Source organism: Burkholderia sp. THE68, assembly GCF_009938265.1.
Taxonomy (GTDB): Bacteria; Pseudomonadota; Gammaproteobacteria; order Burkholderiales; family Burkholderiaceae; genus Caballeronia.
Map to the genome: position 1 here is coordinate 561,703 of NZ_AP022316.1, position 20,713 is coordinate 582,415.

Below are 20,713 nucleotides of genomic sequence, written 5' to 3' on the forward strand. Positions count from 1 at the left end.
AAACCACACGTACGGAGCCACATCATGTCCATGCCCACGATCGCCCAGGTGCGCGCCTTCACGGTTCGCGGCGGCGGCGCCGACTATCACGACCAGGGCGCCGATCACTGGATCGACGATCACATCGCCACGCCGATGGCGCGCTATCCCGAATACCGCAAGAGCCGCCAGTCGTTCGGGCTGAACGTGCTCGGCTCGCTCGTCGTGGAGATCGAGGCGAGCGACGGCACCGTGGGCTTCGCGGTGACGACGGGCGGCGAGATCGGCGCGTTCATCGTCGAGAAGCATCTCGCGCGCTTTCTCGAAGGACAGCGCGTCACCGACATCGAAAAGATGTGGGATCAGATGTACAACGCAACGCTCTATTACGGGCGCAAGGGCATCGTGCTCAACGCGATTTCGGGCGTCGATCTCGCGCTGTGGGACCTGCTCGCGAAAGTGCGCAAGGAACCGGTGTTTCATCTGCTGGGCGGTCCGGTTCGCGACGAACTGCAGTTCTACGCGACGGGCGCGCGCCCCGATCTCGCGAAGCAGATGGGCTTCATCGGCGGCAAGATGCCCTTGCAGCACGGCCCGGCGGAAGGCGAGGAAGGACTGCACAAGAACATCGCGAAACTCGCGGACATGCGCGCGAAAGTCGGCGACGATTTCTGGCTGATGTTCGACTGCTGGATGAGTCTCGACCTCAACTACGCGAAGCGCCTCGCGAACGCGGCGCGCGAACACGGCCTGAAGTGGATCGAGGAAGCGTTGCCGCCGGATGACTACTGGGGCTATGCCGAACTGCGCCGCTCGGTGCCGAACGGGATGATGGTCACGACCGGCGAGCACGAAGCGACGCGCTGGGGCTTTCGCATGCTGTTCGAGATGGGCTGCGCGGACCTCGTGCAGCCGGATGTCGGCTGGTGCGGCGGCATCACGGAGCTGATCAAGATTTCCGCGCTGGCGGACGCGCACAACGTGCTCGTCGTGCCGCATGGCTCGTCGGTGTACAGCTATCACTTCGTCGTGACGCGCCACAACTCGCCGTTCGCCGAGTTCCTGATGATGGCGCCCAAGGCCGATCAGGTCGTGCCGATGTTCACGCCCTTGCTGCTCGACGAGCCCGTGCCGGTGAACGGCCGCATGAAGGTGCCGGAGACGCCGGGCTTCGGCGTGCGGCTGAATCCGGAGTGCGCGCTGACGCGGCCTTACACGCATTGATACGCGTCGAGCGTCATCCGTTTGGCGTGACAGTAAGGAAGGCGTTCGCGCGGCGATGTAACGTGGATGACGGTATGCGCCGTCACCCTCAACGATGCGACAAGGGGAGACATTCATGCTTTTGCAGAACAAGGTCGTCGTGGTGACGGGCGGATCGCGTGGCATCGGCCGGGCGATCGCGCTCGCGAGCGCGCGTGAAGGCGCGGATGTCGCCATCAACTACTGGGGCGACAACGACAAGTCGTACGGCAAGGCATCGGCGGTGGAATCGATCGTCGACGAGATCGAAGCGCTCGGGCGGCGCGCGATCGCCGTCGAGGGCAACGTCGCCGAGCGCGACACGGGCATCGAACTCATCGCGCGCACGGTGGATGCGTTCGGCCACGTCGACGTGCTGTCGAGCAATGCGGGCATCTGCCCGTTCCACGCGTTTCTCGACATGCCCGCCTCCGTCTACGAGACCACGGTCGCGGTGAACCTGAATGGCGCGTTCTACGTGACGCAGGCCGCCGCGAACCAGATGAAGGCGCAGGGCACGGGCGGCGCGATCGTCGCGACGAGTTCGATCAGCGCGCTCGTCGGCGGCGGCATGCAGACGCACTACACGCCGACCAAGGCGGGCGTCCATTCGCTGATGCAATCGTGCGCGATCGCGCTCGGACCGTATGGCATCCGCTGCAACTCGGTGATGCCGGGCACCATCGCGACCGATCTCAACGCCGATGACCTTTCGGACACGGACAAGCGCGCCTATATGGAGAAGCGCATTCCGCTCGGGCGTCTCGGCGCGCCCGATGACGTCGCGCAATGCGTCGTCTTTCTCGCCTCGGACCGCGCGCGCTATGTGACGGGCGCTTCTTTGCTCGTGGATGGCGGCCTGTTCGTCAATCTTCAGTGACTCAGTGAGGTGACACGGCCGAGTACTTGCGCAACAACGCGATGAAGTATTCGGCCGGTTCGCTCAAGGTTTCGAACTTTCGACGCAACAGCCCGAAACCGGACAGGCTCTTGCCGATTTCGATCGGCAGTTCGATCAGCAACTGCGCCCGCAGATAGTCCCGCACGACCGACTCCGGCAGCATCGCGACGGCTTCGCTGTTCTGCAGCAATTGCAGCGTCGCGAAGATCGACGCGCATTCGACGATATCGGCCGGCGTCGTCAGTCCTGCGCGCGCGAGTTCGTCTTCGAACAGGCCGCGCGCGGGGCTCGCGATTGGCTGCAGAATCCACGGCCAGCCAACCAGCGTGTCCAGCGCGAGTTCGGTCTTTCCGGCGAGCGGATGCCCCGCGCGCACGACGAGCCGCATCGCTTCGCGCGCGAGCGGCTCGAAGTCGAAATCGTTGTGTTGCAGGGGCGTGGTCAGCCGCCCGAGCGCGAGATCGACTTCGCGGCGATGCAGCAACTGCACGACCTGATCGCTCGTCTCGCCGAGGATGCGAACGTTCAGCAGCGGCCGCTCGGATTTCAGTTCGGTGACGGCCATCGCGAGCACGTCGGGCGCGGCGCCCATGATCGCGCCCACGGTCAACTGGCCGTGCCCGCCGCGACGCTTGGCGTCGAGATCGTCGGCGAAGCGCGTCAGGTCCGCGAGCGAGCGGCGCGCGTAGGCCAGCGCGGCGGTGCCGAGCGGCGTCGGCTGCATGCCGCGCGCGTTGCGCTCGAACAGCAGAAAGCCGAATGCCTCCTCGATGTCCGCGAGCATGCGGCTCGCGCTCGGCTGCGCGACGTTGATCGTCTCGGCGGCCTGATGAAGATTGCGCGCGTCATCGAGCGCGACGAGCAGCGCCAGATGCTTGAACTTCAGCCGATTGACCAGCGCGCTGGTTGAAATGCCGGGCGACACACTTTGGGACACGTTCTGATTCATTCGACAGTTCGCGTTGAACCGCGCGATGATACGGCGCAGCGATACGTTTTTGCGATCGGCCAATCCTGCAATCGGATTGTCGTGTTATCGGTCGGCGAATTATAGTCGCAGCACAACGACTCCCGCACACAGGGATTCACCAATCAAAAGAAGGCGGCCCGCCATGGAGACAGTGGCATTTCGCATGACCCTGAAGCCGGGCATGCGCGAGGAATACGAGAAGCGCCATCGCGAGCTCTGGCCGGAACTGGCCGACGCGCTGCACGCGGCGGGCATCCGCGATTACCGGATCTTTCTCGACGAATCGACCGGACATCTGTTCGCCATCCAGCAGCGTACGGACACGCATACCACCCATGCGCTCGCGACGCTGCCCATCATGCGCAAGTGGTGGGACAGCATGGCCGAACTGATGGAGACACACGCGGAGCGTGGAGACAGCGCGCCTGTCGCGGTGCCGCTCGTGCCGGTGTTTCATCTTCCCTGAAACGTTCGCCTCTCTCGCGAGGAAAGCAACATGCAGGTCGTCGATCCGCATATTCATCTGTGGGAGTTGTCCACGCATCATTACCCCTGGCTCGCGAATCCGCAGACGTCGTTCGTCGGCGATGCGCGCGACTTGAAGCACGACTATCTGCTCGCGGATCTGCTGTGCGATGCACAGGACATCGAAGTCCTGAAGCTCGTGCATGTCGATGCGAATCACGATCCCGCCGATCCCGTCGAGGAAACGCGCTGGCTGCAATCGATCGCGGACAAGGACGGCATGCCGAACGGCATCGTCGCGGGCGCGGACCTGTCGGCGGACAACGCTGAACAGGTGCTCGAAGCGCACGCGGCGTTCGCCAATACGCGCGGCATCCGCCAGATTCTCAACGTGCATGAGAACAGGCTCTACGACTATGTCGGCCGTCATTTCATGCGCGAGCCGCAATGGCGCAGGCATTTCGGCTTACTGAAGCGCTTCGGCATGTCGTTCGATCTGCAACTGTATCCATCGCAGATGGAAGAGGCCGCGCAACTCGCGCGCGAGCATGCGGATACGCAATTCATCGTCAATCACGCGGGGATGTTCGTGGACCGCAATTCGACGCAGGGCTATCGCGCGTGGCGTGAAGGCATTCGGATGCTGGCCGCCTGCCCGAACGTCGCGGTGAAGCTGAGCGGCTTCGCCATGTTCGATCACGCGTGGACCGTCGAGAGCCTGCGCCCTTACGTGCACGAGACCATCGATACATTCGGCAGCGACCGCGCGATGTTCGCATCGAACTTTCCCGTGGATCGCCTGTTCGGTTCGTACACGGCGATCTGGAACGCCTACGCGCAGATCGTCGGCGATGCCAGCGACAGCGAGAAGGACGCGCTGTTCGTGCGCAACGCCGAACGCATCTATCGGATCTAGAGGGAAACATGACGCCAAGACTCGAACTGAGGCATGCAGGCAAATCGTTCGGACGCGTGCGCGCGCTCGGCGACGGCAGCCTGCAACTCTTTCCCGGCGAAGTGCACGCGTTGCTGGGCGAGAACGGCGCGGGCAAGTCGACGCTCGTGAAACTGCTCGCGGGCGTCTATCAGCCCGATGCGGGCGAGCTGCTCGTGGATGGCGTCGCGCGCCGCTTCGCGAATCCCGCCGAAGCGCGCGATGCGGGCATCGCCGTGATCTATCAGGAGCCGACGCTCTTCGCCGATCTTTCCATCGCGGAGAACATCTATATGGGCCGGCAGCCGCGCGATCGCTTCGGCCGCATTCGCTACGACGAAATGCATCGCGAAGTCGATGCGCTGCTGTCGTCGCTCGGCGTGAATCTGCGCGCGCAACGGCTCGTGCGCGGCCTGTCGATAGCGGATCAGCAGGTCGTCGAGATCGCGAAGGCGCTGTCGCTCGATGCGAATGTGCTGATCATGGACGAGCCGACCGCCGCGCTCTCGCTGCCCGAAGTGGAACGGCTCTTCGCGATCGTGCGCGCCTTGCGCGAGCGCGATGTCGCGATTCTTTTCATCACGCATCGTCTCGATGAAGTGTTCGCGCTGACGCAGCGCATGACGATCATGCGCGACGGCATGAAAGTCTACGACGCGCTCACGCAGGACATGAACATCGATGCGATCGTGAGCCGGATGGTCGGCCGCGATCTCGACACGTTCTATCCGAAAGCCGACGTAACGCCTGGAGACGTGCGTCTTTCGGTGCGCAATCTCACGCGCGAAGGCGTGTTCAGGAACGTCTCGTTCGATGTGCGGGCGGGCGAGATCGTCGCGCTGGCCGGACTGGTCGGCGCGGGAAGAAGCGAGGTAGCGCGCGCGATCTTCGGTATCGATCCGGTCGATGGCGGTGAAGTGAAGATCGCGGGCAAAAAGCTCGCGCTGGGACATCCGGCGGCCGCCGTGCGCGCGGGCCTCGCGCTCGTGCCGGAAGATCGTCGCGCGCAGGGGCTCGCGCTGGAGTTGAGCATCGCGCGCAATGCGTCGCTGACGGTGCTCGGACGCTTGATGCGGCACGGACTCATCACGGCGAAGAGCGAATCGGCGCTCGCAGCCGACTGGGGCAAGCGTCTGCGCCTCAAGGCCGGCGATCTCGATGCGCCCGTCGGCACGCTGTCGGGCGGCAATCAGCAGAAGGTCGTGCTCGGCAAATGGCTCGCGACGAACCCGAAGGTGCTCATCATCGACGAGCCGACGCGCGGTATCGACGTGGGCGCGAAAGCGGAGGTGTATCGCACGCTGGCGGAACTCGTGAAGGAGGGCATGGCGGTGCTGATGATATCGAGCGAACTGCCTGAAGTGCTCGGCATGGCGGATCGCGTGCTCGTGATGCACGAAGGCCGCATCAGCGCGGATATCGCCCGCGCCGATGCGAACGAAGAACGTGTGATGAGCGCAGCTCTGGGCGCGTCCGCGCAAACACTAGGACGTGCAGCATGATGACACGACACTCTCCCACGCTACCCGCGATGCCGCCTGCCGAAACGAAACGCGAAAGCCTCGCGGTCTCGATCGCGAAGAGCCGCGAGCTGACGCTCTTCATCGTGCTGCTCGTGCTGATCGGCGCGACGGCGGCGGTCAAGCCCGACTTCCTCAATCTGCAGAATCTGCGCGACGTGCTGCTCAATGTATCGATCATCGGTCTGCTGACGGCGGGCATGACGATCGTGATGCTGATGCGGCATATCGATCTGTCCGTGGCGTCGGTGGTCGGCGTATCGGCCTATGCGGTCGGCAGTCTCTTCGTGATGTTTCCGCATATGCCGGTGCTCGTTGCGATGCTCGCGGGCATCGGCGTTGGCCTCGCGATCGGCGCGGTGAACGGCGCGCTCGTCACGTTCGGGCGCGTGCCTTCGCTCGTCGCCACGCTTTCGACGCTTTATATCGTGCGCGGCGCGGACTACGCGTGGGTCCACGGCGGTCAGATCAACGCAACGAGTCTGCCCGATGCGTTTGCCTCCATCGCGACGGGCTCGCTCCTCGGCGTGCCGAATCTCGTGTTGATCGCGCTGGTGGTGCTGATCGCGTTGTCGGTGTATCTGAAGCAGTATCGCGGCGGGCGCGAGCATTATGCGATCGGCTCGAATCCCGAAGCCGCGCGGCTCGCGGGCATCCGCGTGGACCGTCGCGTGATGATCGGCTTTCTGCTCTCGGGCGCGATCGCGGGGCTTGCGGGCGTGCTGTGGCTCGCGCGCTTCGGCACCGTCGATGCCAGCACGGCGAAGGGCATCGAGTTGCAGGTGGTCGCGGCGGCGGTGGTCGGCAGCGTCGCGATCACGGGCGGCGTCGGCACGATCGCGGGCGCGACACTCGGCGCGCTCGTGCTCGGCGTCATCAACATCGCCCTCGTGGTGTTGCGCGTGTCGCCGTTCTGGCAGCAAGCGATTCAAGGCGCGCTGATCGTTGCGGCGATCGCGCTCGATACGTTGCTGGCGCGTTCCGTCGCGCGCCGCATGATGAGGAAACGCGATCATGGCTAAGCCCGATTCCGCACTCGCCACCACCAAACGCCGCCACCTGCAATGGGAAGCGATGCTCGCGATCGTGCTCGTCGTCTCGCTGGTCGCGGGGCGCGTGCTGTCGCCGCTCTTTCTGTCGGCGGCGAATATCTCGAACATGCTCGCGGATTTCACCGAGATCGCGCTGATCGCGCTGCCGATGACGCTCGTCATCGTCGCGGCGGAGATCGATCTGTCGGTGGCGTCGGTGCTGGGCGCGTCCAGCGCGCTGATGGGCGTGCTGTGGCACATGGGCCTGCCGATGCCGCTCGTGATCGTCCTCGTGCTTCTGTTCGGCACGCTCGCGGGCCTGCTCAACGGCCTCGTGATCGTGCGTTTCAGTCTGCCGTCGCTCGCGGTGACGATCGGCACGCTCGCGCTCTTTCGCGGTCTCGCGTATGTGCTGCTCGGCGATCAGGCCATCGCGGATTTTCCGGCGTCGTACACGGCCTTCGGCATCGACACGATCGCGAATACCTTCCTGCCGATGCCCTTCGTCCTGGTCATCGCGGGCGCCATCATCTTCACTGTGCTGTTGCAGACGACGCCTTTCGGGCGCAGCCTCTTTGCGATCGGCGCGAATCCGGTGGCCGCGCAGTTCTCCGGCATCGACGTCGCGAAGACGAAGCTGAAGCTCTTCATGATGTCGGGCGCGATGGCTGCGCTCGCGGGCATCGTCTATACGCTGCGCTTCACGAGCGCGCGCGGCGACAACGGCGAGGGCTTCGAGCTTTCCGTGATCGCGGCGGTGCTGTTCGGCGGCGTGAGCATCTTCGGCGGGCGCGGCTCGATGATCGGCGTGCTGCTGTCGCTCGTGATCATCGGCGTGCTGCGCAATGCGCTGACGCTCGCGGACGTATCGAGCGAAACGCTCACGATCGTGACGGGTGCGCTGCTGCTCTCGTCGGTGTTGATCCCGAATCTCGTCGCGCGCTGGCGGGCGGCGCGCGAAAAGCGTCTGATGGCGCAGGCGCTTTGATCCGGTTGGTGTCCGTTGCGGGTATTCGTTATCGGGTATTCACTATTAATCAGCGCACTCATGCGCAATGACAGGAGACTTTTACGACATGAACAAGCCCATTCGATTCCTGCGCGGCCCGGCGCTGGCGGCGGCCTTTCTCGCCGCCACCGTCGCGCTCTCCGCAAGCGCCGCCGACATCAAGAGCGGCCTGAAGATCGCCTTTCTGCCGAAGCAGATCAACAACCCCTACGAGGTGATCGCCGACGACGGCGGCATGGCTGCCATCAAGGAGATGAAGGGCGACGGCAAGGTCGTGGGGCCGTCGGACGCCGGCGCGTCGTCGCAGGTGAGTTATATCAACACGCTCATCACGCAGCGGCAGAACGCGATCGTGATCGCGGCCAACGATGCGAACGCGGTCGTGCCGTATCTGAAGAAGGCGATGTCGCAGGGCATCAAGGTCGTGACCTTCGATTCCGACACGGCGCCGGATGGCCGGCAGATCTTCGTGAATCAGGCCGATTCCGAGGCGATCGGGCGCGGGCAGATTCAATTGTTGTCGAAGCTGATCGGCGGCGAGGGCGAGTTCGCGATTCTCTCGGCGACGCCCAACGCGACCAATCAGAACACCTGGATCAAGTGGATGCAGGAGGAACTCAAGAAGCCCGAGTATTCGAAGATGAAGCTCGTGAAGATCGCCTACGGCAATGACGACGATCAGAAGTCGTTCGTCGAGACGCAGGGGCTGTTGCAGGCGTATCCGAACCTGAAGGGCATCGTTGCGCCGACATCGGTCGGCATCGCAGCGGCGGCGCGTTATATCTCGAGTTCGCCGGCGAAGGGCAAGGTTGTCGTGACGGGTCTGGGCACGCCGAACCAGATGCGCGCGTTCGTGAAGAACGGTACTGTCAAGGCGTTCCAGTTGTGGGATCCGGGTCAGTTGGGTTATCTCGCGGCGTTCGCAGCGGCCAATCTCGCGTCGGGTACGATCACGGGCAAGGAAGGCGATTCGTTCGATGCGGGGAAACTGGGCAAGCGGACCGTGGGCAAGAGCGGGGAAGTGATTCTCGGGCCGCCGACGACTTTTGATGCGGCGAATATCGATAACTTCAATTTTTGAGTGGTGGGAGCCTGAGAGAAGAACGAAACGCCCTTCGGGGCGTTTCGCTTTTTCAGCCACTGCGGTGATGCCGCGAAGCCGCGATGGGCGGTGCAACCGTCACTTCACCGCCTGCCCACTCCTCAACACCTGCACCGCCGTCGCCGACTCGAACTGCGCCTGCACCGTATCGCCAGCCTTTAGTCCCGCGAGCGACACATCCGGCGCCACGTCGAGCGTCACCGTGCGGCTCGGACCGCGCAAGGTCACGCGACGCTTCTTCGTATCGACACGCTCGATCGTTCCGATCACTTCGACGACGCGCGCCTGCGCCATCACGCCGCCCGACGCCGGGATCGCCGCCTCCGTATCGATACGCTGGCGTATGCCATCCGATTTGACTTTCGTCGCCCGGACGAGCAGCGCGCTGCGGTACTGGATGTTGACGATATCGCCGAGCTGCAGCTTCTTGACATCGCCGATTTCCGGATTGACCGCCACTTCGGCGACACGCCCCTGCGGCCCCTGCAACGACACGCTGTTGGTCACCGGATCGATGCCAACGACACGCGCCTGGATTTCCGCGATGGCCGCCGCGCCGCGCGCCATCGGCGCCGACGCGTCGTCCTGAGCCCGCGCGCTGCCGATTGCAGTGAGGGAAAGCGCCGCGCACGTCGCGACGAGGCTGATCGAGCGATGCACCCGCTTGGTTGTCGAAAGAATCATGGGTTGTCTCCTTTGTATTGATGATGACCGCGCCCTCAGCGACGCGACTTCGAAAGCAGATGACCGAGCCCGAGATTGGTCGCGATCTGCCAGATATAGACGCGCGAGTAACGCACGCCGTAGCGCCGCTCGATCACCTCGCGCAGGCGCGCATTGGTCCATGTGTCGCTCTCGAAGCCGTGCTCGCGCGCCGATCCCTGCAACGCGGCGGCGATCCAGTCGAGCGCCTCCCGATCAAGCACCGACGCGCGCCCGCCGACGCCCATCTTCGCGAGCGCGTCGAGACCGCCCTCGGAGACGAGCGCCTTGTAGCGCCGCACGGTCTGCACGGACAGATGCAACTGCTCGGCGACCGTTTCGACCGGCACGCCTTCCAGCAGCATGCGGCCAGCCGTCATTCGTCGCACGACGCTCGGCAGTGTCTCGGGGCGGGAAAGCATGGCGTGCGCCGCTCGATCGTTCGGAATGCGTGCGATTTGCCCGGCGCGTCAGACGCGGCTGCGCGAACCGGAGCCGGTGTGCGGTCCTCGTCCGTGTGCCGGCCGATGTGCGTGGGCAATGGGTGCAACGTTGCGGCGTCCGTGTGCGTTCATGCATGCCCCCTTGTCGAATGGAGACGGCGGGACTTGATCGGGCGGGCTTGACGTCTGGTCGATGCGCGGCTTTCTGTGCGAGCCGACTTACAGGGAAGTATCAATAAACGTTTTCAGGCTCAATGGGCGACCATCGGCGAAATTTTTTGAGCTTGATAAATCGCAATGAATTGACTATGAAAGCTACCGAATGGCAGCGAAGGAGCGGGCGGCGATGCCCATACGATACGCCGCGCGCAATGGCGCACGCGTCCGTTTCGACACGCGCGCTCATCCACGCGCCGAAGCGCGTGGCATGTTTGACAAGGTATTCGCGCGCCACGGGCGATCCGCCGGCTGGTCCGGCGAATCAGCAATGGCGTCTCAGACCCGATAGAACTCGATGTCCTGTCCGGCGTGCACCGCGCGCTTGAGCCACTCGGGCATGTCGCCGAGACCGTCCCACGTGTCGCCACTGGCGTTGCGGAATATCGGCGCTGCGCCGGCGGCCGATTGCGGCACTAACGGCAATTGCGGCATCGGCCGCTTGGTCTTCGACGCGCCATGAGCCCCGTTGGTCCTGGTGAAGGACGGCGGTGGTGCCACCACCGGCGGCGCTTCGGCCAATGCTTCGGCCAACGCTCTCTCGGTAATGCCGAACTCAGCCATTCGGCTGCGCAAATACGCAATGATGCTGTCTCGCTTTCTTTCGTCCACGGCTTTCCTGATTCAGCTTTGTGATTTTCAAAGGGCGAACCGATACCCCGCGCGGACCGGAGCGGTTCGATCAATTGAATTTAGGTGTTTTATGAAGCGTGACGCAGCGCCTGCCTCGCGTCAATTAGTGTATTTACCGCACGTCTATTAACTGCCCGGCGCTTCGTCTTTTAATGCCTGCTATGCCCCAAATGCGAACGTTCGCCCGGCCGGGCATCGCCGTGACGGAAGCGCGCAACGGATGCGTGCGGAAAGTCAAGCCGGGGAGCCACGAACCGGGAACCAGGCCACGGCCGCCCATGCAGCATAGCGGCCGAACCTCGCTGTCTCTATTGTATGCTGCTTATGGCAACTGTTAAAACGTTTTAACGACTATGTTGTTCTCCCGGTAATTCCGCACCGTGCGCGCGAATGGCGGCAATCAGTTCCGCCGGCGTAATCTCATAACGCACTTCGCGGTGAATGCCGGGTTTGCGCTCGTCGATTTCAATCAGCAGTACGGCTTTGCCATCCGCCGCGGGTTCGAGGCGCAGCGAACGCACTTCCTGTCCGCTGGCTTCGTCGTATTCCGTCAGGAGCGTCATGGCGCCAGTGGCGGCGCTTCTCGGCATCGACATTCTTCCTCCCGTCTTGCGACGTCATTGTTGTTGTTTCGCCGCGCCGTTCACCCGCGTGCACGAAATTCGGGCGCGTTACATGGGAGTCAGCTTGGCGAATGAGGCGGACGCGGAGAGCAACGCGGCCTGCGCCGCCCTCCGGTTATCTCATTATTGCCTGTCAAAAGTGCGCGCGTCCAGCGCAAGGCCTTTCAGACGCCAGCGCCGATCGCGTCGCGGGCCTGGCTTGCGATCTCGAACGAACGCAGGCGCGCCCGGTGATCGAAGATCTGCGCCGTGACGATGAGTTCATCGGCCTGGGTCTGGGCAATCACCGAGCGCAGCCCGGCTTCGACATCGGCTGGCGCGCCGACGACGGAGCATGCGAGCGAATGCTCGACGCCCGCGCGTTCGGCGTCGTTCCACGGAATCGATTCGACCGGCGGCGGCAACTGGCCGGGCGTGCCGCGACGCAGATTGATGAACTGCTGCTGCAGCGACGTGAAGAGAAAGCGCGCTTCATCGACGGTATCGGCGGCGAAGACATTGACGCCGACCATCGCGTAGGGCTTTTGCAGCGTCGCCGACGGGCGGAACTGCGCGCGATAGACCTCCAGCGCGCTCAGCAGATAATCCGGCGCGAAATGGGACGCGAACGCGAACGGCAGCCCGAGCGCCGCCGCCAGCTGCGCGGAAAAGAGCGACGAGCCGAGCAGCCAGATCGGCACATGCAGGCCCGCGCCGGGCACCGCGCGCACGCGCTGGCCTTCGACGGGATCGGCGAAATAACGTTGCAGTTCGACGACATCGTCGGGAAAGGATTCGGCGCTGCCGTGCAGATCGCGGCGCAGCGCGCGCGCCGTGGTCTGATCGGTGCCGGGCGCGCGTCCGAGGCCGAGATCGATCCGGCCCGGGAACAGCGAGGCGAGCGTGCCGAACTGCTCCGCGATCACGAGCGGCGCGTGATTCGGCAGCATGATGCCGCCCGAGCCGACGCGGATCGTGCTGGTGCCCGCCGCGATATGGCCGATCACGACGGCCGTCGCCGCACTGGCGATTCCGGTCATGTTGTGATGCTCGGCGAGCCAGTAGCGCTGATAACCCCAGCGCTCGGCGTGCTGGGCGAGATCGAGTGAATGGGCGAAAGCGGCGGCCGGCGTCGAGCCGAGCGGAACCGGAGAAAGGTCGAGTAGCGAGAAGGGGATCATTGCGGCGTTCCGATAGCATGGCCGCTCGCGCTGCGTGCGCGTCGCGGTTCACGCGCTGAAAAAGCCGATTGTGCCGAAACTCCCGGAAATCTGCCGGATCGGGCTGGCGTGATTTCGCTCAGGCAAGCTGCGGATAACCCCGCGCGATGGCGTCGCGTTCGTAGTCGAGGATCGGCGCGTAGTCCGCCTGGGTGCGCTGCACGACGCCTTTGAGCCGGAGCCGCCGGGCGAGCGCGTCGTCCTGACGGAGCGCATCGGCGAGTGCGTGAAAAATTGTATCGGCAGCGTCCTGCGGCACGCGTGTCGACGCGATGAACGGCAGCGCGCCCGCGCTCGCAGTCATGCCGATCACGCGCACGCGCGCCGCGAGTTCCGGTAGCTGCGATTGCACGAATGAGAACGTGACGCAATCGATCGCGGCGACGTCGGCCCGTTGTTCGGCCAGCGCGCGCAGCGACGCGAGATGCGCGCCGGTTTTCGTCACCGAGCCGAAAAACCGTCCGCTTTGCGCGAACGGGGCCACCGCGTGCCGCAAGAGGTTCATGCCGCTGTTGGAGTCGTCGTCGTTATAGGCGGCGCGCAGGCCGCGGCAAGCTTCGATCGACTGCGCCGCGACGTGCTCACCCGCGACGATCACGCTGCGATACGTGCCGCCGTCGCAGCCGGGCACGTCGAAATCGGGCGCCGCGACGAGGCGCACGCGCTGCGCGAGCGCATGGACGAGCGGATAGCCGCAGGTCTGCGTGAGCAGGACGTCGTCACGCAGCCAGAACGCGGTGAGATCCGCACCCGGATCGACGATCGCGAGCGTATCGCCGCGCGCCTTCAGCCAGTCCGCGAGACGATCGTTCACGCGCGCGAGCAGCGTGCGCCAGTCGGCCGCGAGCGCGGGCGTGACGTTGTACATCGGCAGGGCGGCGAGCCAGCGCATCGCGGAGAGATGGCGAATGAAGATGCAGAATCGTACAGCGCGCCGCGTCAGCCCGCGAGACTGGCGGTATCGCCGCGGCGGGCGGTGCGGCTGCCGGCCTGCGCGAACGATTCGCCCGCCGCGGCCGGATGCACCGGCTCGGCGGCCTGCGCGAACGCGTGACGGCGTGCCCATTCGCCATAGCCGCGCACGACGAAGCCGCCGTTGCTCGCGCGATAGGCGTCGCGCCGGCGCGTGTAGATCTGTCCGAGCGCGAACCACGGCACGCCGGGCAGATCGTGATGCACCGCGTGAAAGTTATTGTTGAGAAAAAGCAGACGCCACGGCCACGCAGCTTCGTTGACGACCGTGCGTTCGCGCTCGTGTCCCGCCGCGCGATGCTCCTGAAACGAGCGCACCGACGCCAGCGCGAGCGACGCATAACCGACGCCGAACACGAACGCGCGCCACGGAATGCCGCATTTCGCTTCGAGCCAGCTTGCGAGCAGCACGAGCGTTCCAAGATGCACGACCCAGCTCGCGACGATGCGCCAGCGCCGCTCGACGACGGCCTGCGCCGCCTCACGCCACGACGCCGCGATCGAGAACCACGGACCGATGAGCATGCGCCCGACGAACGTATTGCGTGCGGCGAGCGCGGCGCGCAATACGGGGCCCGCGTTCGCCCACTGTGCGGACGTCACGTAATAGCTTTCGGGATCGCGGCCAGGCTCGGTCAGATGTTCGTCGTCGTGATGACGCAGATGCGACTCGCGATACACCGCGTAAGGAAACCACACTGCGAGCGGGGCGAGCCCGATGAGCATGTTGACGAGCGGCCAGCGCGTCGGATGCCCGTGTATCAGTTCGTGCTGGAGCGACATATACCAGCACGACAGCATCGCGAGCAGCGCGATGGTCGGAGCGAGGCCGAGCGTGCGCGCGTTCAACGCGACGCCGAACCAGCCGCCGTAGACCGCGACGATGACCGCCCAGGTCGGCCATTCGCAGCGCCAGCGCCATGTGTTGCGTTCGTTCTGGAGTTCGTGGCGTTGCGCGTCGTCGAGATAGCGGGGCATGGCGGACTTCGTGAAAGACGAAGGGCCATCCTAGCGGCGCTGCGCGCGCGTCCCAACCAAGGAATCCCGCTATCGATTTCGCGCTCGGCGCTATAAGCATTCGCGCACCGGCCGAATATTGGCAACGAGGGCCGGCTTGGTATGCTTGGTCCCTCCGACCCCACTTGCGCGCATATGTCTGAACCGCTCGAGCCCGCCTGCACGTCGCATCCGGTGCGCCGCGCACTGCCGCGCAAATCCGCGCATCTCATCGCCGGGCTGATCGCCTTCAACGTGCTCGCCTGGCTCTGGGCGCTGATCGCGTTCCGGCACTATCCGCTGTTGCTCGGCACATCTCTCCTCGCGTATTCGCTCGGGCTGCGCCATGCCGTCGATGCCGATCACATCGCCGCCATCGACAACGTCACGCGCAAGCTGATGCAGGAAGGCAAGCGGCCGATTTTCGTCGGTTTTTTCTTTTCGCTCGGACATTCGACGATCGTCGTCGCGGCCACCGCGCTGATCGCCGCGACCGCGATGGCCGTGCAGGGCCGTTTCGCCGAATTTCGCGAAATCGGCGGGATCATCGGCACGTCGGTGTCGTCGCTTTTTCTGTTCGCCATCGCGGCGATGAACCTCTTCGTGCTGCGCGGCGTGTGGCGCGCATTCCGGCGCGTGCGGCGCGGCGAGACGTGCCGTGACGAAGACATCGACATGCTCGCGGTCGGCGGCGGTCCGCTCGCGCGGCTCGCACGGCCACTTTTCAGGCTGATCGGCAGGAGCTGGCACATGTATCCGCTCGGCTTCCTGTTCGGCCTCGGCTTCGACACGGCCACCGAAATCGGCCTGATGGGCATCGCGGCGGCCGAAGCGGCGCGCGGCATGCCCGTGTGGTCGATTCTCGTGTTCCCGGTCCTGTTCACGGCGGGCATGTCGCTCATCGACACCGCCGACAGCTTGCTGATGACGGGCGCGTACGGCTGGGCGTTCATGAAGCCGATCCGCAAGCTGTATTACAACCTCACGGTCACGCTGGTGTCGGTGCTGATCGCGGTGCTGGTCGGCGGCATCGAGGCGCTCGGTCTGATCGCGGACCGGCTGCAACTGAAAGGCGGACTGTGGGATGTAGCCGCGTCGCTCTCCGAGCACTTCGGCATGCTTGGCTACGGGATCGTCGCGATTTTCGTCGCCTGCTGGCTCGTTTCCGCGCTCATCTACAAGTGGCGAGGGTATGACGCTGCGGATGGCACCATCGCTCGCTAGCCTTACTGGCATTCTTCCTGCTTCATGGATGCGCCTGCCGCTCATCCACCTTCCGTAATCGAGCGGCGTTCAGGGAGAACGATCATGAACGAGCCGCACGCCGCGGCCCCCGACAAGGGGAATTCCGCCGGAGCGGACTCTCCGCACCTCGATAGCGCCGAACAGGAGCAGGCCGCCGAACATTCCGCGCCGCATCCGCTCGTGATTCATGAAATCGTGCGGGAGGAGGGCGAAGTCGCCATGGAGCGCACCTTCGCCGCGCTGATGTGGTCCGCGCTCGCTGCGGGCCTCTCAATGGGCTTCTCGTTCCTGGTCCAGGGGATCCTCGAAAGCTCCCTGCCCGACACCGCCTGGCGCGGGCTGGTATCGAGCCTCGGCTACACCGTCGGCTTCGTGTTCGCGATTCTTGCCCGCCAGCAGCTTTTCACCGAAAGCACGCTGACGGCGGTGCTGCCCGTGCTTACACGGCGCGACGTCGCGACCTTGCTGAAGGCGCTGCGTCTGTGGGCGATCGTGCTGTTCTTCAACCTGGTCGGCACGGCGATCTTCGCGGCCATGTTGCAGATTCGCGGCGTGTTCTCGCCGGAAGTGAGCGAGTCGCTCGCGAAGCTCGCGATGACGCCGCTGTCCGCCGAGTTTGGCGTGACTGTCGTGCGCGGGGTGTTCTCCGGCTGGCTCATCGCGCTGATGGTGTGGCTGCTGCCGAGCGCGCGCTCCGGGCGTCTGCTGACGATCCTGATCGTGACTTACACCGTCGCCGTGAGCGAGCTCACACATGTGGTCGCCGGATCGGTCGAGGCGGCGTACGCGGTGATGATCGACGCCGCCAGCCTCTCGGACTATTTCCTGGTATTCCTCGTGCCGACGTTCATTGGCAACGTGATCGGGGGCGTGTCGCTGGTCGCGATCGTCAATCATGCGGCGATCGCGCCGGAGATCATGGACTTGCCGCATAAACGCGACGACTGAACCTCACTTGTTGCTGCCCGCGCCCGTTCCGTAGAGGCCATCGCCGAAGCCGCCGCTGCCGTCGGCCTTCTGGCCTTTGCCTGCGGTCGCGGCGCGGCCCTTCGCGGCGTCCTTCGATTGCGGCTTGTGCGATTCGTGCACCGTGGCGCCGGACGGCTCGGCGCGCGATGTCGAATCCGACTGACGGCCTTCATTGCGCCCGGAGCCGCCGTCGTTGGTGATCTGCGCGACGCCGTATGTGCTGAACGTGGCGATGAGGCTGGCGACGAGCGCATTCGCAAGCGCGCCCCAGGGCCGGCGCGAGATGCGCGCGTGCTCGTGACGATGAATGGACATGGCGGCTCCCGGCGTGATCGAAGACTTTCATTCGAGCAGGAAGGGTGCCTGCATGACTTGCAGGTGCAACTGACGTTGCGCCCGGCTCGATGCGAGACGCGGGCGCGAACGAAGGGATCGCGCTGACGCGCGAGTGGCGAAAGCGGTCGTCAGGCCGCTTTCGCCCAAAGCCTGTTGGTCGACTTCCTGCGGCTGCCGGAGCCGTCGCGTGGACCGCTGTCGACCGTATCGAGCGCAATGCGCAGCGCTTCAATGCGCTGCTTCTGCGCGGGCACGAGCGCATAGCCTTTCATCACGGCGGTGAGACGCTCACGCCAATACTCGACGTTGAGCGTGCCCGACGATTGTTTGTGCATCGTGCGAAGCTGCGCGAGCGCGCGTTCGATATGCTGAAGCTCGACATCAGCCATTGCCGAGGGCAAAAGGCTGCCCTTGGCCTCACTATTCTTCTTTTTCATCTGTGGTCTTCCTCTCGGCCATGCGACGCGCCATCCCCGACTTCGGATATGCGCGCCGTTCAGGCACCCCGTTCACCCGCGCATTTTTTTGTACCGTTGCGGGTGGCCTTTGCTCTTTTCTTCGGATGACCGATCGTTGCCCGTCTCAGCGGACTCGATCGTTAACAAAAATGTACGCAACGCGAGCCTGCTGGCTCCGTCTGTCATCGCACATTCATGTGAGGGGACTGTGGGGTTTCCGATGTTGCGCCGCGCCAAGGGCGGTGCGGCGTCAGAGAGGTGGCGTTACTCGTCGCCGCCGGCGGGCGTTGTGGAGGTGCCCGATGTGCGTTTGCCGCTGCGGCCGATCTGCTCTTCCATCGCGAGATCGAGCTTGCTGACCTTGCGCGGCTTGCCCGGCTCGCGCGCGTTGACGAACGCGACGAAATCGTCCATCGGCATCGGTTCGGAGAGCTTTTTCGCGCCTTCGGCCGAGCGTTCGACGAGATAGAAGTAGCCGCCGGGCATCGAGATGGCCGCGTAGCTGGCGTTGCCGGTGCGCGTCTTGAGCCGTTCGACGGCGCTGATGGCTTTGGTCGAGCGCATGATTGCTATCGATGTGCGTGGGTTATTTCTGCGGGGCGTCCTGGCTCGTCGGATCGGCCGGCGCGCATTTCTTGCCCGCGCCCTCGATCCACAGATTCGACGGATGGCGCTGGCCCGGATAAAAGCGATACGTGGTCTCGCCGTTATCGTAGCGGACCTTGATCACGTTCGAATCGCCGAATTCGAGCATCACGCCTTGCGGAATCGCGGTCTGCTGATACTTGGCGTCGTGCTTCTTCGCTTCGCCGGCGATGCACTGCACGATGCCGTTCACCTTGTTCTCGGTCGACGACTTTTCGACTTCGGGCTGTCCCGCATCTTCGTTGTGAAACTGGGCGCAGGCGGCGAAGAGCACTGGCAGCGCGAGCGCCGCGGCGAGTTTTTTCATGGTCTATCCCGTTTGATCGCTTGGTGCCGAACACGATATTAGAGCACAGGCTCTTTACGGTCCGGTCAGGTTCGATGCAGCAAGGGCCGCGCCCGTCTGCCCGCGATCATGCGTCGGGCGGCACGCCGAGCAGCGGCAGCGCCGCCCCGACGATGCCCGAGAACACCGGTCCGGCGACCGTCCCGCCGTAGTAGGTGCCGCCCGTCGGCTCGTCGATCATGACGGCGACGATCACGCGCGGATCGCTCATCGGCGCGATGCCGACGAAGGACGCGCGGTATTTGTTCGCCGCATATGAGCGCCCGACCTGCTTGCGCGCCGTGCCAGTCTTGCCGCCCACGCGATAGCCCTCGACCGCCGCCGCGCGACCCGTGCCGTGGTCGCCCGTCGCCAGTTCGAGCATGCTGCGCACGGCCTTCGCGGTCGCGGGCTTGGTCACCTGCGGCGAGTCGCGGCGCGTTTCGCCCTGGATCAGCGTGGCCGGGTGAAAGCGTCCGTCGCCGGCATAGGCGGTGTAGATCTGCGCGATCTGCACGAGCGAGAGCGACAGGCCGTAACCGTAGGCCATGGTCGCCTGCTCGATCGGCTTCCAGCGCTCGGGCGAGCGCAGACGGCCAGTTGCGGCGCCCGGGAAGGTCAATTCGGGCGCGCGGCCGATGCCGTATTCGCGGTACTTGTCCCAGATCGTCTGCGCGGGAAGCTGCAGCGCGAGCTTCGTCAGCGCGACGTTGCTGGACATCTGCACCGCTTCGGCCACGGTGATGACGCCGTGATTCGAGGTGTCGTGAATCACGTTCGGGCCGAGCTTGAAGGTGCCCGGCCCCGTGTCGATGCGCGTGTCCGGGCGGACCTTGCCGAGGTCGATCGACAGCGCGGCGACGAGCGGCTTGATCGTCGAGCCGGGTTCGAAGGTATCGGTGAGCGCGCGGTTGCGCAACTGCTCGCCGGTGAGCCGCGCGCGATCGTTCGGATCGAAGCTCGGATAGTTCGCGAGCGCGAGCACTTCGCCGTTCTTCGCATCGAGCACGACGACGCTGCCCGCGCGTGCCTTGTGCTTCACGATCGCCGCCTTCAGTTGCGTATGCGCGAGTTGCTGGATGCGCCGGTCGATCGTCAGTTGAATGGTCTCGCCGTTCTGCGGCAGAGCCGGCTCGCCGATCTGCGAGATCACGCGTCCGAGCCGGTCGCGGATCACTTCGCGCTGGCCGGCTTCGCCCGTCAGGCGCGCGTCGGCGGCGAGTTCGACGCCTTCCTGCCCGTGATCCTCGTTATTGGTGAAGCCGACCACGTGCGCCGCCGATTCGCCTTCGGGATAAAAGCGCTTCGTATCCGGCGCGAGCGTGATGCCCGCGCGGCCGATCTGCGCGATGCGCTCGGCCGTTTCCGCTTCCACCTGACGCTTGAGCAATACGAACGCGCGGTTCCCGTCGATGCGCCGCTGCAGGTCTTTCGGCGGCATGTCGAGCAGGCGGGCGATCTCGTTGCCGTGGTCGCCGTCGAAGAGCTTCGGCGTCGCCCACACTTCGTAGGTGGCGAGGCTCACGGCGAGCATCGCGCCGTTGCGGTCGACGATGCGTCCGCGCGTCGCCGAAAGCGCCAGCGTGCGCTGATAGCGCTTCTGTCCTTCGCCGATGTAGAACTTATGGTCGATCACCTGCACCCACAGCGCGCGCCCGGCGAGCGTCAGAAAGGCCGCCGTCACGCCGATGACGACGAGGCGCGAGCGCCATGCGGGCAGCCGGTTCACGAGCACCGTGCTGCGGTGATGCGTCTGGAAATCGCTGCCGCCGCGCGTCTTCTTCTTGAACATCGTCGT

At 64.8% G+C, this 20,713-nt stretch carries 23 protein-coding genes; 10 read left to right on the forward strand and 13 right to left on the reverse strand.

The window, feature by feature from the left end; genetic code table 11:
* Positions 1-24: 24 nt before the first annotated feature.
* Positions 25-1,203, forward strand: coding sequence for an L-rhamnonate dehydratase (gene rhmD, locus BTHE68_RS16105; protein WP_162067326.1), 1,179 nt, complete (start codon positions 25-27; stop codon positions 1,201-1,203).
* Positions 1,204-1,318: 115 nt separating this feature from the next.
* Positions 1,319-2,101, forward strand: coding sequence for an L-rhamnose 1-dehydrogenase Lra1 (lra1, locus tag BTHE68_RS16110; protein WP_162067327.1), 783 nt, complete (start codon positions 1,319-1,321; stop codon positions 2,099-2,101).
* A 1-nt stretch (position 2,102) separates the two neighbouring features.
* Here lra1 and BTHE68_RS16115 read toward each other — a convergent pair whose 3' ends face one another.
* Positions 2,103-3,071 (reverse strand): LysR family transcriptional regulator, encoded by a 969-nt coding sequence (locus tag BTHE68_RS16115; RefSeq protein WP_162067328.1) that lies wholly within the window; start codon positions 3,069-3,071, stop codon positions 2,103-2,105.
* A gap of 163 nt (positions 3,072-3,234) precedes the next feature.
* Between BTHE68_RS16115 and BTHE68_RS16120 the strand changes: the two genes are divergently transcribed.
* The 6 genes from BTHE68_RS16120 to rhaS all read left to right on the forward strand — a co-directional run bounded on the left by BTHE68_RS16120 (position 3,235) and on the right by rhaS (position 9,132).
* Positions 3,235-3,558 (forward strand): L-rhamnose mutarotase, encoded by a 324-nt coding sequence (locus BTHE68_RS16120; RefSeq protein ID WP_162067329.1) that lies wholly within the window; start codon positions 3,235-3,237, stop codon positions 3,556-3,558.
* Positions 3,559-3,588: 30 nt separating this feature from the next.
* Positions 3,589-4,473: an amidohydrolase family protein gene (locus tag BTHE68_RS16125; protein ID WP_162067330.1), complete on the forward strand. Its 885-nt coding sequence runs from the start codon at positions 3,589-3,591 to the stop codon at positions 4,471-4,473.
* 8 nt (positions 4,474-4,481) lie between these two features.
* Positions 4,482-5,993: a sugar ABC transporter ATP-binding protein gene (locus tag BTHE68_RS16130; RefSeq protein ID WP_162067331.1), complete on the forward strand. Its 1,512-nt coding sequence runs from the start codon at positions 4,482-4,484 to the stop codon at positions 5,991-5,993.
* Positions 5,993-7,033 carry an ABC transporter permease gene (locus tag BTHE68_RS16135; protein WP_162068221.1) on the forward strand — a complete coding sequence of 347 codons (1,041 nt, stop codon included), beginning with the start codon at positions 5,993-5,995 and terminating at the stop codon, positions 7,031-7,033. The genes BTHE68_RS16130 and BTHE68_RS16135 overlap by 1 nt, the downstream gene beginning before the upstream one ends.
* Entirely contained in the window at positions 7,026-8,030 is a 1,005-nt protein-coding gene (locus tag BTHE68_RS16140) for an ABC transporter permease (protein ID WP_162067332.1), read from the forward strand. Before BTHE68_RS16135 ends, BTHE68_RS16140 begins: the two co-directional genes overlap by 8 nt.
* Positions 8,031-8,118: 88 nt before the next feature.
* Positions 8,119-9,132, forward strand: coding sequence for a rhamnose ABC transporter substrate-binding protein (rhaS, locus tag BTHE68_RS16145; RefSeq protein WP_162067333.1), 1,014 nt, complete (start codon positions 8,119-8,121; stop codon positions 9,130-9,132).
* A gap of 99 nt (positions 9,133-9,231) precedes the next feature.
* Here the strand turns inward: rhaS and BTHE68_RS16150 are convergent, their stop codons facing one another.
* The 7 genes from BTHE68_RS16150 to BTHE68_RS16180 form a co-directional block, all read right to left on the reverse strand.
* Positions 9,232-9,837, reverse strand: coding sequence for a copper-binding protein (locus BTHE68_RS16150; RefSeq protein ID WP_162067334.1), 606 nt, complete (start codon positions 9,835-9,837; stop codon positions 9,232-9,234).
* Between the two features lie 35 nt (positions 9,838-9,872).
* Positions 9,873-10,277 (reverse strand): helix-turn-helix domain-containing protein, encoded by a 405-nt coding sequence (locus BTHE68_RS16155; RefSeq protein WP_174258056.1) that lies wholly within the window; start codon positions 10,275-10,277, stop codon positions 9,873-9,875.
* A gap of 516 nt (positions 10,278-10,793) precedes the next feature.
* On the reverse strand, positions 10,794-11,126 hold the full coding sequence (locus tag BTHE68_RS16160; RefSeq protein WP_061174374.1) for an H-NS family nucleoid-associated regulatory protein: 333 nt from the start codon (positions 11,124-11,126) through the stop codon (positions 10,794-10,796).
* A gap of 365 nt (positions 11,127-11,491) precedes the next feature.
* Positions 11,492-11,737, reverse strand: coding sequence for a hypothetical protein (locus tag BTHE68_RS16165; protein ID WP_035969404.1), 246 nt, complete (start codon positions 11,735-11,737; stop codon positions 11,492-11,494).
* Positions 11,738-11,934: 197 nt separating this feature from the next.
* Entirely contained in the window at positions 11,935-12,930 is a 996-nt protein-coding gene (locus BTHE68_RS16170) for an LLM class flavin-dependent oxidoreductase (protein ID WP_162067335.1), read from the reverse strand.
* 118 nt (positions 12,931-13,048) lie between these two features.
* Positions 13,049-13,861 carry a phosphate/phosphite/phosphonate ABC transporter substrate-binding protein gene (locus BTHE68_RS16175; RefSeq protein ID WP_162067336.1) on the reverse strand — a complete coding sequence of 271 codons (813 nt, stop codon included), beginning with the start codon at positions 13,859-13,861 and terminating at the stop codon, positions 13,049-13,051.
* Positions 13,862-13,908: 47 nt separating this feature from the next.
* Positions 13,909-14,919, reverse strand: a complete 1,011-nt coding sequence (locus tag BTHE68_RS16180) for a fatty acid desaturase (RefSeq protein WP_162067337.1) — start codon at positions 14,917-14,919, stop codon at positions 13,909-13,911.
* 174 nt (positions 14,920-15,093) lie between these two features.
* On the opposite strand from BTHE68_RS16180, the gene BTHE68_RS16185 reads away from it, so the two are divergent.
* Entirely contained in the window at positions 15,094-16,161 is a 1,068-nt protein-coding gene (locus BTHE68_RS16185) for a HoxN/HupN/NixA family nickel/cobalt transporter (RefSeq protein ID WP_162067338.1), read from the forward strand.
* Between the two features lie 84 nt (positions 16,162-16,245).
* Positions 16,246-17,130 (forward strand): formate/nitrite transporter family protein, encoded by an 885-nt coding sequence (locus tag BTHE68_RS16190; RefSeq protein ID WP_162067339.1) that lies wholly within the window; start codon positions 16,246-16,248, stop codon positions 17,128-17,130.
* Positions 17,131-17,133: 3 nt separating this feature from the next.
* Here BTHE68_RS16190 and BTHE68_RS16195 read toward each other — a convergent pair whose 3' ends face one another.
* From BTHE68_RS16195 to BTHE68_RS16215, 5 genes are all read right to left on the reverse strand, one after another.
* Positions 17,134-17,466 (reverse strand): beta-xylosidase, encoded by a 333-nt coding sequence (locus BTHE68_RS16195; RefSeq protein WP_162067340.1) that lies wholly within the window; start codon positions 17,464-17,466, stop codon positions 17,134-17,136.
* Positions 17,467-17,615: 149 nt separating this feature from the next.
* Positions 17,616-17,924, reverse strand: coding sequence for a hypothetical protein (locus BTHE68_RS16200; RefSeq protein ID WP_061174367.1), 309 nt, complete (start codon positions 17,922-17,924; stop codon positions 17,616-17,618).
* A gap of 285 nt (positions 17,925-18,209) precedes the next feature.
* Positions 18,210-18,509, reverse strand: coding sequence for a hypothetical protein (locus tag BTHE68_RS16205; RefSeq protein ID WP_162067341.1), 300 nt, complete (start codon positions 18,507-18,509; stop codon positions 18,210-18,212).
* A gap of 22 nt (positions 18,510-18,531) precedes the next feature.
* Positions 18,532-18,897, reverse strand: a complete 366-nt coding sequence (locus BTHE68_RS16210) for a hypothetical protein (RefSeq protein ID WP_162067342.1) — start codon at positions 18,895-18,897, stop codon at positions 18,532-18,534.
* Positions 18,898-19,003: 106 nt separating this feature from the next.
* A complete protein-coding gene (locus BTHE68_RS16215) occupies positions 19,004-20,707 on the reverse strand; it encodes a peptidoglycan D,D-transpeptidase FtsI family protein (RefSeq protein WP_162067343.1) in 1,704 nt (567 codons plus the stop codon).
* Positions 20,708-20,713: the final 6 nt, after the last annotated feature.